Source organism: Formosa undariae, from assembly GCF_042427615.1.
GTDB classification, from domain to species: Bacteria; Bacteroidota; Bacteroidia; order Flavobacteriales; family Flavobacteriaceae; genus Formosa; species Formosa undariae.
On sequence record NZ_JBHMEZ010000009.1, the window covers coordinates 12,832 to 25,880 of the forward strand.

16 protein-coding genes and 2 pseudogenes are annotated in these 13,049 nt (G+C 31.0%); 14 read left to right on the plus strand and 4 right to left on the minus strand.

What is annotated here, in order from left to right; translation table 11 throughout:
• The first annotated feature begins 46 nt into the window (after positions 1 to 46).
• Both ACFFVB_RS08255 and ACFFVB_RS08260 read left to right on the plus strand, forming a co-directional pair.
• Positions 47 to 826, plus strand: coding sequence for an alpha/beta fold hydrolase (locus tag ACFFVB_RS08255; RefSeq protein ID WP_382382254.1), 780 nt, complete (start codon positions 47 to 49; stop codon positions 824 to 826).
• Positions 827 to 1,331: 505 nt separating this feature from the next.
• Positions 1,332 to 1,643 carry a CPBP family intramembrane glutamic endopeptidase gene (locus ACFFVB_RS08260; protein WP_382382255.1) on the plus strand — a complete coding sequence of 104 codons (312 nt, stop codon included), beginning with the start codon at positions 1,332 to 1,334 and terminating at the stop codon, positions 1,641 to 1,643.
• A gap of 47 nt (positions 1,644 to 1,690) precedes the next feature.
• On the opposite strand, the pseudogene ACFFVB_RS18705 reads toward ACFFVB_RS08260, so the two are convergent.
• Both ACFFVB_RS18705 and ACFFVB_RS08265 read right to left on the minus strand, forming a co-directional pair.
• Positions 1,691 to 1,822, minus strand: a pseudogene (locus ACFFVB_RS18705) (IS110 family transposase); the annotation flags it as partial.
• A 164-nt stretch (positions 1,823 to 1,986) separates the two neighbouring features.
• Positions 1,987 to 2,247 carry a hypothetical protein gene (locus tag ACFFVB_RS08265; protein WP_382382256.1) on the minus strand — a complete coding sequence of 87 codons (261 nt, stop codon included), beginning with the start codon at positions 2,245 to 2,247 and terminating at the stop codon, positions 1,987 to 1,989.
• Between the two features lie 303 nt (positions 2,248 to 2,550).
• On the opposite strand from ACFFVB_RS08265, the gene ACFFVB_RS08270 reads away from it, so the two are divergent.
• The 5 genes from ACFFVB_RS08270 (at position 2,551) to ACFFVB_RS08290 (ending at position 4,226) form a co-directional block, all read left to right on the plus strand.
• Positions 2,551 to 2,727 (plus strand): integrase core domain-containing protein, encoded by a 177-nt coding sequence (locus ACFFVB_RS08270; RefSeq protein ID WP_382382257.1) that lies wholly within the window; start codon positions 2,551 to 2,553, stop codon positions 2,725 to 2,727.
• Between the two features lie 119 nt (positions 2,728 to 2,846).
• Positions 2,847 to 3,245: a hypothetical protein gene (locus ACFFVB_RS08275; RefSeq protein ID WP_382382258.1), complete on the plus strand. Its 399-nt coding sequence runs from the start codon at positions 2,847 to 2,849 to the stop codon at positions 3,243 to 3,245.
• On the plus strand, positions 3,242 to 3,556 hold the full coding sequence (locus ACFFVB_RS08280; RefSeq protein WP_382382259.1) for a hypothetical protein: 315 nt from the start codon (positions 3,242 to 3,244) through the stop codon (positions 3,554 to 3,556). The genes ACFFVB_RS08275 and ACFFVB_RS08280 overlap by 4 nt, the downstream gene beginning before the upstream one ends.
• A gap of 122 nt (positions 3,557 to 3,678) precedes the next feature.
• Positions 3,679 to 3,912, plus strand: a complete 234-nt coding sequence (locus ACFFVB_RS08285; protein ID WP_382382260.1) for a hypothetical protein — start codon at positions 3,679 to 3,681, stop codon at positions 3,910 to 3,912.
• A complete protein-coding gene (locus ACFFVB_RS08290; RefSeq protein ID WP_382382261.1) occupies positions 3,912 to 4,226 on the plus strand; it encodes a type II toxin-antitoxin system RelE/ParE family toxin in 315 nt (104 codons plus the stop codon). The genes ACFFVB_RS08285 and ACFFVB_RS08290 overlap by 1 nt, the downstream gene beginning before the upstream one ends.
• 48 nt (positions 4,227 to 4,274) lie before the next feature.
• Here ACFFVB_RS08290 and ACFFVB_RS18710 read toward each other — a convergent pair.
• Positions 4,275 to 4,663 (minus strand): annotated as a pseudogene (locus ACFFVB_RS18710) (transposase); the annotation flags it as partial.
• Between the two features lie 238 nt (positions 4,664 to 4,901).
• Here ACFFVB_RS18710 and ACFFVB_RS08305 point away from each other — a divergent pair.
• The 6 genes from ACFFVB_RS08305 to ACFFVB_RS08330 all read left to right on the plus strand — a co-directional run bounded on the left by ACFFVB_RS08305 (position 4,902) and on the right by ACFFVB_RS08330 (position 11,757).
• The gene (locus ACFFVB_RS08305) at positions 4,902 to 6,236 is read left to right on the plus strand and encodes a porin family protein (protein WP_382382263.1); all 1,335 of its coding nucleotides are present in this window, start codon (positions 4,902 to 4,904) and stop codon (positions 6,234 to 6,236) included.
• Between the two features lie 534 nt (positions 6,237 to 6,770).
• Positions 6,771 to 8,102 (plus strand): tyrosine-type recombinase/integrase, encoded by a 1,332-nt coding sequence (locus ACFFVB_RS08310; protein WP_382382264.1) that lies wholly within the window; start codon positions 6,771 to 6,773, stop codon positions 8,100 to 8,102.
• Positions 8,103 to 8,924: 822 nt separating this feature from the next.
• Complete coding sequence (locus ACFFVB_RS08315) at positions 8,925 to 9,767, plus strand: RteC domain-containing protein (protein ID WP_382382265.1); 843 nt, start codon at positions 8,925 to 8,927, stop codon at positions 9,765 to 9,767.
• 303 nt (positions 9,768 to 10,070) lie between these two features.
• Positions 10,071 to 10,355: a helix-turn-helix domain-containing protein gene (locus ACFFVB_RS08320; RefSeq protein WP_382382266.1), complete on the plus strand. Its 285-nt coding sequence runs from the start codon at positions 10,071 to 10,073 to the stop codon at positions 10,353 to 10,355.
• Between the two features lie 3 nt (positions 10,356 to 10,358).
• Positions 10,359 to 11,111, plus strand: a complete 753-nt coding sequence (locus ACFFVB_RS08325) for a hypothetical protein (protein ID WP_103192098.1) — start codon at positions 10,359 to 10,361, stop codon at positions 11,109 to 11,111.
• Positions 11,095 to 11,757 carry a P-loop NTPase family protein gene (locus ACFFVB_RS08330; protein ID WP_382382267.1) on the plus strand — a complete coding sequence of 221 codons (663 nt, stop codon included), beginning with the start codon at positions 11,095 to 11,097 and terminating at the stop codon, positions 11,755 to 11,757. Before ACFFVB_RS08325 ends, ACFFVB_RS08330 begins: the two co-directional genes overlap by 17 nt.
• Before the next feature lie 108 nt (positions 11,758 to 11,865).
• Here ACFFVB_RS08330 and ACFFVB_RS08335 read toward each other — a convergent pair whose 3' ends face one another.
• Positions 11,866 to 12,450: an N-acetylmuramoyl-L-alanine amidase family protein gene (locus ACFFVB_RS08335; protein WP_382382268.1), complete on the minus strand. Its 585-nt coding sequence runs from the start codon at positions 12,448 to 12,450 to the stop codon at positions 11,866 to 11,868.
• Between the two features lie 236 nt (positions 12,451 to 12,686).
• On the opposite strand from ACFFVB_RS08335, the gene ACFFVB_RS08340 reads away from it, so the two are divergent.
• Positions 12,687 to 12,974, plus strand: a complete 288-nt coding sequence (locus ACFFVB_RS08340; protein ID WP_103192100.1) for a hypothetical protein — start codon at positions 12,687 to 12,689, stop codon at positions 12,972 to 12,974.
• Positions 12,975 to 13,049 lie beyond the last annotated feature (75 nt).

Below are 13,049 nucleotides of genomic sequence, written 5' to 3' on the forward strand. Positions count from 1 at the left end.
TTAGGACAAGACATTTAAAAAATTGTAACAAATAAATACCTTTAACATGAAACCAATCAAAACCTTTTTGCTCTGCCTAATCACTATTTGTCTTAGCTCCTCAAACATTTATTCACAAGAGGATCCTGATAAACCTGTTTTTGTTTTAGTACATGGCACCTTTCAATGGGGAGGACAGTGGAATTTGCTCAAATCAGACCTTGTTTCAAAAGGTTATTTAGTATATAATCCCACTTTGACAGGTCTGGGGGAAAGGAATCACTTATTATCAAAAGAGACTGGTATAACCACGCATATAAATGACATTGTGAATTTAATAGAATGGAATAATTTAGACAATATCATTTTAGTAGCTCACTCTTATGGTGGACCAGTTATTTCAGGGGTTGTTGACAAAGTTGGAAACAAGATAAAACATCAAGTTTATATTGATTGTGCGCCAGCTGACCATGGAGAAAACACGTTGGATGTTTTTGGACCTGAGGTTGCGCGAATTTCAATGGAATCTGCAGAAGAAAATGGCGATGGATGGCTTATAACAGCGGACGCATTAAGAGAACCCATTCCAACAATGTCTAAACATCCCTTAAAATCATATGTGGAGCGCGTAGAAATCATGAATGACGTTAAAACGGACGGGACTATAATCCTTGCCACTGAAGCTATGTCAATATTTGGATATATGAGAACAATAAGTGCCCCAAAAAAAGCAGAAGCAAGGGATTGGGAAATAATCACAATTGAAGGACCGCATACACTTCAAGAACAAGACCCTTCAATGTCTAAAATCTCAAATATTTTAGTTGATATATACAACTCAATTTGAACATAAATCCCTTCCTAGTCGATTGAATTTAGAAGTTAAAAATTAAAAACAACACACCACTATAGCTATAAGTAATTGCTTGTTGGTGTGTACTTATAAAGTTAAGTGGTAACCCCTGCAACTACTCATAGTAGAGAACGTTGGACTACATTTGAAAATGAAGTTACAGAAAGCAATTTTACACATCTTTTTATTTATTCTTTTTTTAGAATTTATCGGATTTTGGATTCTGTTAATTCCTGCTGAAATGGAGAGTGTAAGTTTGATAAAAGCATCCCATTTTGTTAACTCGATTATTACTTTAGCTTTTTTAATCTTTGTATTCAAATCATTTAAGCAATCAGGTTTACTAAAATTAGATAAAACAGAACCCAAATATTATTTTATTGCCTTAATATCAGGAATTTGATTTGTTTTCTTTCAATCAATTTTAAATATCTTTTATCATCTAGAAATATCATCTGAATTATTTGATATTGACTTCACTCTTGAACCATTAACATCTTTGAGTGTAATAGCATCCATATTTGTAGTACCTATCACAGAAGAATTATTCTTTCGGAATTATATACTTCGTGGATTATTGCAGAACTACAAACCTATAATAGCGATAATTCTATCATCCTTAATGTTTGCCTTTATTCATATCCCATTCATTTCCTTGTTTTATGAATTCCTTGACTTTAGCCTTCACCAAACTTATATAACAATATTTGGAGGATTGCTATCTGGAATACTATTTTATAAATCGAAATCAATTGTACCTTCTATAATATTTCACATATTTTGGAATTTGACAAGCTATGTCTTTAAATAAAAACTCCCCACAACAAAGTGCTGTGGTAAAAAACAAGTAAAACTACATCAATTTTTCACTAAAGCACTTCTATGAGCATCATCATATAATAACCCTGATTTTACGATAGCAAAAGCCTGTTTTAATAGGGTATTACAAACTGTAATTAATCTGGTTCTCCGCTTTCCTTTGGCTGCAATATCTGTTATGATTTTTTAGCGAGTTAATCCATCTTGATAGACTTCTTTAACTTTTATCACACACTAAGAGATTCACAAAAACACAATTAATTTATACAATGAAATACGATTTCATTTATCTTTAGATTATAAAACACCAAACATGCATATTTCAGGACAAGACATTAATAAAACACTGATATGATAAAAAACAAGAGTAAGACATTAAATTTCATATCGATACTAACTATATTAATTTTATTATGGTTTGTTTTATTGATTAGCAATGATAGCCCATTAAGTTGGCGAATTTTTCCAGGTGATTCAGTATTATTACTTCCTTTATTATTTTTTATTCCATTAATACTCTCTTTAATTAACAAGAAAAGTGTATTAACCAAAATAATACTGATTATTTCAATAATATTACTAATTGCAACAGGCATAATGAGTCTATTTGTAATGGGTTTAGCATCTAGCTGGAAAATTTAAAAGATAACGAATCACTAACAAGGTTTAAAAAAATACTGTTTTTAATCCTGAATCAAAAGGTTTGTGCTTTGTTTGCTTATATGAAATATTGGCAATAATTACAGCTAAAAACTGATATTAAAATTGAAAATTTTTTTTTTTGATTACATCATTATGATAGAGGAATACAATACTGTAGTAATGTGAATACACGAATACTAAAAAGAAAAAAGATAGATATTAGCATGACTGAAGAAAATCATTGTTAAGAAAATGCCATGGCCGAACATGTAAACGGAATCCTGAAAAATGAGTTTTACCTGGACCAGATCGTTACTGACGTGAAACATGCTAAAAGAGCCGCAAAAAATGCAATTAACCTATACAACGACATACCATTACATTTATCTTTAGATTATAAAACACCAAATATGGTATATCAATTATCTGCCTAAAAGCAATTTTAACCTGTAGCCATATTTCAGGACAAGACATTTGAAAAAAGACAATGAAGTACAAGAATTATAAATCGGCAATTCACAATTTCACTCACTCTTTCATAAGCGTTGACTATATGAAAAGTGGACGACTTGCCGTGAATGTCTTGATTGAATTGTATAATCTCGGACTTGAGACTAAGACAACATTTGACTTTATAAATAAGACTATTCACCCCGACAAAGCTGACTCCAAAGAGAGCAGACAGTTATTAAATGACTACTTGGATTGGCTACCAGACCACTTTACTAATCAAAACTGCGACTTGACCAAATTGGAGAATTTAGAAACAACTATTTGGACTGACTTCGAGAACGCTTTTTCGCCACCAAGAATGAATGATACTCTTGAATTTACAGTCAACGCTGTGACACATTGGAAAGCTGACGGAAGAGAAGAACAAACTATTGAGATTTCGCAGACTGAGTTTATGAAGAAGATTTTTTTGAAATTGAAAATTCCAGAAATGAAATGAAAAATGAAGTCATTAATAAAATAGTCGTCAATGACCAAAATGAGCTACTCTTAAAATTAATTGGTCAAGGTAGTCCAACTTACCAATACGTTTATCGAGAAGCAGTAGGAGTATATTGGGATGAAAATCAAATAGCTTTTAAGTCCACGCCAATTAGAGAATGGACTGTATATGATTGGTTCTTTCATATAAAGGACATTGTTAAATCAGGATTGAACTTAGAATTGTTGATTGATGAAAAAGCAACATGGGAAAACATAACTAACGAAGAGAAAAACAAAATAAAAAACGCCCTACAACAACAGGTATAGTGCATGCTCTTCGGGACATGCTCCATACCCAAACCGTTGGCAACAAGCTGTGAAATTCGTCAATTAAAGAAAAACAGATGGTTAAAATGATAATTTTGTATCTTGGATAAAAGCTGAATAAAATGAATTTAGAAGCTCGAAAAATAGAATTTGTACAAGAATTTTTAAAACTTCAAAGCGAAGAAGCGGTTTCACCTCTCGAAAAAATATTGAGAAAAGAAAAAAATGCTTCAGACGAGCGAATATTTAAACCTATGACTCAAGAGGAACTGAATACAAGAATTGACAAATCGGAATCTGATTTCCGAAACAATCGATTTAAAAACAGTTCTGAACTTTTGGAAAAATACGAATAATGATATTGGAAATTATTTGGTCTGAATTTGCTGAAACTCAACTTGACGAAATCTACGAATATTACAAAAAAGAAGCCAGTACAAGAATTGCAAAAAAACTTCTGAAAGGAATTATCAACGAACCAAAAAAGTTGATAAGAACACCATTAATTGGAGAAGAAGAATTACTAAAACAAAGAGAAATTCATTACCGATATTTAGTATTCAAAAACTATAAACTGATTTATTCTGTGGATCCGGAAAACGGATTTATAAAAATCGCTGACGTTTTTGATACACGACAAAATCCACCAAAAACAAAACGGACAAAATAAAAGCCAGTTGCCAACAAAGTACTGTGGTAAAAAACAAGTAAAACTACATTAATTTTTCACTAAAGCACTTCTATGAGCATCATCATATAATAACCCTAATTTCGCAATAGCAAATGCATCTTTCAATAAGGTATTACAACCAGCTATTAATGCTAACTTTTTACACTTTCCTTTGGCTACTAATCGGTCGTATATTGCTTGCAAGCATAGTTATACCTACCTGCGGTAGGCAGGTTTACAAGCATTAAAACTGCACATAAATATTGAATTCCGAAGCTTTTGATTGCCTGTTTTACTGATTCGTGGGAGTTCTTTTACATTACTTCCTCTTTGTCGTATTACAGGGGTTAATCCGGCATAACTACATAATTCACTACCGCTGGTAAAACCACCAGCATTAGAGATGTTTTTGGACCAATTCCTGGAATAGTTTTAAGCGTGTTAAAACACCTTGATGTACTTATTTTACTAATATCACACACTAAGAGATTCACTAAAAACACAATTAATCTATACAACGAAATACCATTTTATTTATCTTTAGATGTATCAAATACCAAAAATAATATATTAATTATCAGTGTAAATTCAATTTTAACCTGTAGCCATATTATGGGACAAGACATGTCTTATTTCTGGTACAAATAACAATACTTAACCAAAATTATAAGCCTAATGAAAACCCAAATTTTCATCATTTTAATTGCTTTTATAAGCAATCATTGTTATTCACAAATTTACTTTGAAAAAGGATATTACATTGATAATACTAATCAAAAAACGACTTGTCTAATAAAGAATATTGATTGGAAAAATAATCCTACGGAATTTGAATACAAATTATCCGAAGAAAGTGAGCCTAAAAATGCAACATTGGAATCAGTTAAAGAATTTGGTGTTGATAATATTTCAAAGTACATTAGAAATACAGTGAATATAGATAGGTCGACAGAGAATATCAACAAGTTAAACAATGACAAAAACCCATCTTTCAAAGAGGAACAACTTTTTTTAAAAGTGTTGATAGAAGGTAAAGCTAGTTTATATGAATATATTGATACTAATTTAAAAAGATACTTTTATAGTATAGAGCACTCTAATATTGAACAATTAATATTTAAAAGTTTTAAAACTAATGAAAATCAAATTAGAAAAAACAATAAATTTAAACAGCAGTTATGGACTGATTTAAATTGTCCAAATTTCCAAATGACTAAAATCGAGAGTTTGGACTATAAAAAAAGTGATTTGATTAATTTCTTTATTGATTATAACGCGTGCTACAATCAACAAGTTATAAATTTTGAAGAAAAGCAAAAGAAAGATTTATTTAATCTGACTCTAAGACCACGCTTAAATAGCTCATCGTTAACACTAAATCCTAATAGTGAGGGATCGGGTTTAAATAATTCAGATTTTAACAGTGCTGTTTTTGAAGATATTGATTTCGATAATGAGATAAGGTTTGGATTTGGTGTGGAAGCAGAATTTATTCTTCCCTTTAACAAAAATAAATTAGCCATTGTAATTGAGCCAACTTACCAAAGCTTTAAATCTGAAAAAGAATCAAACATTTCTGCTGCATTCATTGGAGGAGGTGTAACAAAAGATAGTGAAATAATTATTGAAGTTGATTACGCATCAATTGAGGTTCCGTTAAGTTTGAGGTATTACTTTTTTCTGAACAAGACATCAAAAATTTTCGTCAATGTATCCTCTGTATTTGAGATAAATCTAGATTCTTCAATTAAATTTGATGTAACTACTGATAATTATTATAATATCCCTTCGCCTCCTGATTATGAAATAGACGATAGTATTCCTTATATATTTCAACCTTTAGAAATTGAAAGTCGGATAAATTGGGCATTTGGAATTGGATATAAATTCCAAGATAAATACAGTTTGGAGATGAGATATCAAACAAATAGAGATCTTTTAAGCGAGAATTCATCATGGAAATCAGAGTATAACACATTAGCCCTAATATTAGGATATACAGTATTCTAAAGACAACCAACAATGCTTAAAAAAATATAGAGAGCCCGAATTAAATCCAATAATTAACTTCTAAGTATTAGAGGAGAATTTGAAAAATAGTAGCATGGATAGCATCAACTTTTTTTCGAAAACCTTTCCAGAAACGAACCTATTCTATATATATAGTGGTCATAAGCTATATGCAATACAACTACAAAGGCATAAAAGCATCACTAAATCATAAGTTTTAATATTGAATAACTAGAACACCAAAATAAATAAAACCTCCCACAAGGCCTTATTCTATCCCCATTAAAAACAAGAAAGGCTTCACATTACTGTGAAGCCTTTTAAACACTTGTAGCGAGAACGAGATTTGAACTCGTGACCTCTGGGTTATGAACCTAATATAAAGACAACCAAAACTAACCAAAAACCACTAAAATTCAGTGATTTACATAAAATAAATAAATTTAAAAGTGTTATATTAGCAAATAAACACATATTATTCTGTACCTATTCTGTACCCATTTATAATTATATAATCACTTAAAATATTAAACTATGCCTAATCTAAAAGTTGTCAGAAGAAAAAATAAGCAAAAGTTAGATGGGACTGCTCCTTTAGCTATTCGAATAAGTGAAAATTACAAAACCAACTACTCTTGGTTAGGACAATATATATTGGAAAAAGATTGGGATGATAAAAAAGGTTTTGCAAAAAAATCTCATCCAAATTATGCTAGGTTAAATAATTTTATTTTAAAAAAATTAAATGAAGCTAATAACATTTTTTTTCAATCAGAAGAATCTATAACACCAAAGTTAGCGAAGAAAAAACTTAAGGGGTCTAATGGATCTAAATCATTTTTTGAATTAGCTTATGAACGTGTTAAAAGTAAATATGACAGTGGTGTGTTTTCCGTTGCTAAATCTGAAATTTCAACCTTAAATAATCTAGAAGAATTTTTAAATCTAAAAATAACAAGCACAAGACAACAGTCTATTAAAGACATTAGAATAAGAAGATTAGACAGAATAAGAAAGTCAAAAAATCCTGACTATAGCTTTATTGAAAGTATTAATCACTTTAAAAACAGTAAAAAATTAAAATTCCGAGATATCGACGAATCGTTTATTGGTAAGTATAAAAACTTTTGTACCGTATATTTAAAACAAAAGCCTAGAACGATAACGAATCAGCTCATTTTTATTAGAACACTTTTTAACGTTGCCATAAAGAACGGGATTGTGGATAAAAAATATTATCCATTTGCAGACCAGAAAGAAAAGATCATAATAAAATCAGGTAACAAAATTGGTTTAAATAGAGAAGAAATTGAGAAAATTGAAAAGCTAGAACTTCCTTCAAATTCTTTAATTAGACACACTCAAAAAGTATGGTTAACCTCTTTTTATTTTGCTGGAATTCGTATTTCAGATGTGTTAAAACTAAAATGGACAGACTTTAAAGATAACAGGTTGTATTATACAATGAATAAAAATGAAAAACCTGTTAGTTTAAAAATTCCTGAAAAAGCAGAAATTATTTTAAAGGAGTACAAGAAGCTTAAACGATTCAATAAAGGATATGTATTTCCTTTTTTAAGCCAGGCAGATAAAGATAATCCAGAAGATATTTTTATAAAGACGAGAAACGCTACTAAATTATTAAATACTAACTTAAAAAAAATTGGCAAATTATGTGAATTAGACAAACCTTTGACAAATCACATAGCACGTCATAGTTTTGGTAATTTAGCAGGAGATAGTATACATCCCTTAATGCTACAAAAATTATATAGACATAGCGATCTTAAAACCACTTTAAATTATCAAGCTAACTTTATTCACAAAGATGCAGACGATGCCTTAGATAGTGTGATCAATTTTTAATTACTCAAAGTCCTATTCAAAACAAAACTCATCGCATCATTAATACGTTTCGCCCCTTGAAAAGTATTAACATTATGCCACAAAAAAGCGATTTGAAAGAATTCCCATGAAGTAACAAAAAACAGCTTATGACAAAAAGTAGTGCGGATATGTCAGGTAAATCAATATTTTTAGACTTTGCCTTTTTATCAGTTAAATCAAATATTTCTATAATAAAGTGCTCTCCATCTTCACATATTCCTTCTGAAATATCGGATTTATGACTGAGTTCCCAAAATCTATTTTTTTTGTACTTCTACATTATTATAAATTATACCTAAAATGGTTTTGAAGCAATATATAGGCAATATTCTGAGTAAGTAATGCAGGTGAAATTTAAATAGACTACCGAGAGCACAAGTAATAATTAATTTACTTTATGAAAGCATTCTGAATCTCTTTAGTAGTCAAAAAACATATATTTAACAAAGTAGCCATTATACATTTTAAAACTGATATAATTAAATTCTTAATTTTTAAGGAGTAAATTTAATTAATTCTTAAAATAAACTCTAAAAATTCTTCTTTTTTTAATTCTTAGAATGAAAAATATTTATTTTTTAACCATTAGAGAAAATTATCTATATTTATGACTATCAGGCAATTACACAACTATTAACCATACTTAACACCAAACAAACTAAAAAATATCTAGAAAATCATCTTATGACTAAGATATAAGCTTAAAAAAAAATAGTATTCTGTAATGAGACATGTTTTTTTAAGCATTACTATTTTTTTAAATGCATTACGTATTCATATTAACAACCTAAAACCAATAATATGAAGCAGAAACTACTAACTGAATTTAAAGAAGAACTATTAAATATTCAAAATTCTTCCCCAGGAATTAAATTAAGATCAATGCGTTCTATTGAATTATCTAGACGTGTATTACGGCTTCTTAGAAAAGAGGTTATAACCTATGGATTCAAATCTACTCAACACGAAATTGATTTTTTTAAATACACTAAAATTGTTCCTCAAAAAGAACTTATTTACTTTTTAAAAGTATTTAGTTTTGAACTCGAGTTACCTAAATGTGATAAGGAATCACAACGTCAATTAATTAAATTTAAACTGCATCGCTTTAACCGATTCTTTTTGCGGAACATAGATTTCGGGCAATATTTAGAATTAGAGAGTACTCACTTTGACGAGCATTATTTTACGAGAAAACACAATTCGAATACCCATTTTGAAATTTCAAAATTATATAATGAAGATTTAGACTTTAATACTCCAAAAAGCACTCTACTTGCAGAATTTAGGGCATGCTCTGCTTTTGTTGCCTATCTTCAAAAGAGACTCTTCTGTATTGATAACCCTATCCCCTTAAATGACCATACAGAAAACACTAAACTAATATGGCCATTTGGTTTTTCGGCTTTTGTTGAACTTATCTCTTTACTTAGTGCATCTGGACTTCACACCAAAAACAATATAACTATTATAGATTTAGCACGAAAATTTCAAGAAATTATTGATATTGAAATGAAAGGGTTTTATAATACTCGTAATGAAAATGCAACAAGATCAAAAGGACCAACTCAATTTACCGATGCTATGTTAATCGCATATTTAAATGAACTGAATAAAAAAGATTGCGTAGACCCTAATGACTAATAATTTCACATAGTTTAATTACCTCCCTATTACTACCCTATGGGGTATTTTTCTTGTGAATATTCTTATGCACTGAAATCCCCATAAAACCATCCGTTTTTCTGCATTTTCATCTTGATTACCTGTCGAAAAGATTACAAAACCCTCCATTTTGACAAATGCTAAAATATGGCATTAGTAGAGCTGTGATAGGGTGAAAATTCCACTAAACTACCCCAAATTTGTCAAAAGAAGCTCAATTCACGCCAAAGCACATCACTCTTAAAAATTGTAGCTTATATGTTTAATTAAAAATCATTCATTATGCCAACAAGTATCATCACCACCGACGATCTACACGAATTCAAACTAGAATTAATCGACGACATCAAACGATTGTTAACAGAACAATCTAAAAGACAATTAAAAACCTATCTCAAATCAACAGAGGTTATGAGTTTACTTAAAATAAGCTCCGGAACTTTACAAAATTTGCGACTTAATGGAACCATTCCGTACACACGTATTGGCGGTATAATCTACTATTCTGCCGAAGAAATTCAAGCGGTTATGATAGAAAACAAAGTAGATATTGATAAAAATATGTAGATTATGAATTACATAAAGTTACTTCACGCAGCTTTTGAAAAATTCCATCTTGATACAAGATTGAATCCAACTCATATCAGCCTATATATGGCCTTGTTTCTAGAGTGGAATAGTAATCGTTTTGTAGAAGTATTCTTCATTAATCGAGGGGATTTGATGCAAGCATCAAAAATCGGCTCAAAATCCACATATCACAGATGTATTTCCGACCTAAATTCTTGGGGATATTTAAGCTATTTTCCATCTCATAATCCATACAAGGGAAGCATGGTAAAAATGACTGTTTTGGACTCAAATGATTCTCATAATACTGAACAAGAGTGTCCCACATCTGAACAAGTAGAAGTACACAACAATCCCAATAATGGACAAGCTCCGGTACACTACAGTCCCATGAAAGGACAAGCATTGGTACACAACCGTCCCATTAATGGACAAGCACTGGTATCTACTATAAACATTACTAAACAAGTAAACAATATAAAACAGCCAAAGGGCTGGCAGGAGGTAAAATTATTTTTTATTAAAAAAGATTTTAATGCTGATGAAGGAAAAAAATTCTTCGAACACTACAAAAACCGAGACTGGAAAACTAGCGATGGAAATGACATTCGAGATTGGAAATCTATAGCCATAAATTGGATGGACAGAACTGAGCTATTCAGCCTAGGAAAACAATCAAACAAAAAACAAGTATCCCATTTTAAGGACAACTTACGAACCACTAAAGACAAAGACTATGGACAACCCCTCTAAAATTATTGAAGGCGGCATAGAATATGCCCTAGGAAAATTTGATGGCAAAAGTGTAATCTACGATTTTGACCTGATTTTGATTTACTTGAACGCCAAAGGAAAATTACTTTTCGGAGAGCATTTTAAAATCTACGACGACGACCTGGTGATTATTCGTAAGCTATGCCATTATCTGATCAAGGATCACAAGAATTGCAAAAAAGATAACATCGATCCAGACAAAGGCATACTGCTATCGGGACCAGTAGGCTGTGGCAAAACAAGCCTAATGAAGCTCATTCGACACCTCCCCCCCTTGCAACGGCCTTATGAAATCATTCCCTGTCGCAATATCGCTTTCAGTTTTAATCACTTGGGATTTAAAACTATTGAAGATTACGGAAACACAAAGTTTTTCTGTTTTGATGACCTCGGCATTGAGCCTTCAGGCAGGTATTATGGTAAGGATTTGAATGTTATGGGGGAAGTGCTTTTATCACGTTACGAGCTTTATCTGCAAACCAAACACAAGATTAAAACCCATGCTACCACCAACCTGAATGCTGAAGAGTTGGAAGAACGCTACGGGAACCGAGTTCGAAGTCGAATGCGTGAATTATTCAATTTAATTGCTTTTGACAAAAATTCAAAAGACAAACGCTCTTAAAAATTTTTATTTGATCTTTTACGTTTCAAAAATTCTAAAATCAAGGCTTTCGCTATGGCTTTTAAGCAATTTATAATTTCTAACCCCAGCTCTTTCATGTTCTTATTTTTAGTACGTTTCTAGAATTTTCAGAATAATTAAAGCTATCCTCGTGGCATTTTCTTTGGAAGACAGAAAGCTATTTTCATCTGGGTTAGATAAAAAACCCAACTCTAAAAGTAGCCCAGGACATTGCTTGGTAGTATCTCTTAAAACCTGAAAATTTGCAAATTTTACGCCCCTACTTTCAAATCCTAATTGTTTTTTAAATTGGCTTTGCAACTGGTAGGCCATCCAAACGGCAGTCTTGGAATACTTGGATGGACATCTATAAGCAAACACTTCAACTCCCCTAGCCCTATAGTTTTTAGCATGATTACAATGCAGAGACAGAAATAAATCTACTTGTAAAGACTTTGCTAATCGAGACCGATCTGACAATGAAATCAATGAATCTTTATATCTGGTTAGGAAAATTAAATTCGGTTGGTCTAAACCTGAATTTAATCGTAAAATCTCCTTAGCAACATCCAAAACGATATCTTTTTCTTGGGTGCCGTTTCTAGCGACTGCACCAGAATCTTTTCCACCGTGTCCAACATCAATTATTATTCGTTTTTGAACATGAATGTCTTGTCCAAAACAAATGCACATGTTGAGGAGTAAAATCACAAAACTGACGTTTTTAAGACCCTTTTTCATTTTTTAATTATAGGTTTTCAACAGGCATACTTCCAAAAATCATAAAATTTGGCATCAAATAGCATCGAATAAAACCAAATAGAATTAAATATAATTTATTATTTAATTATCTGATTTTTAGATAATTACAAACAAATATATGTAAATTACTGATAACAAAATCATTACTAATTCTAAAACCAAACATGATGAAAAAATCAATCTATTTAGCGGTCATTATTTCGCTCTTATCCACATCGCTTTTTGCGCAAATTGGAGGCATTGAAGCTTCAGTTGATGATGTATCCAACACCATTAGAACCATTTTCCCTATCATATTAGGAGTCATATTCCTAGTAGGATTTTTATTTAATGCAGGTCACTTCTTCGGAGAGAATGCCGATTTAAAAAAGGGAATAACAAGAGTATTAGTGTTTGTTCTTATTGCCGGGGCTGTTGTTGGAATATTCACCTATTTAATTGGAATCGTGGTGTAATATGAGACAATATGAAGTATATAAAAACATTAGAAAACGAGCAGTAATTTTTGGACTACCCATTACCCTTTTTGC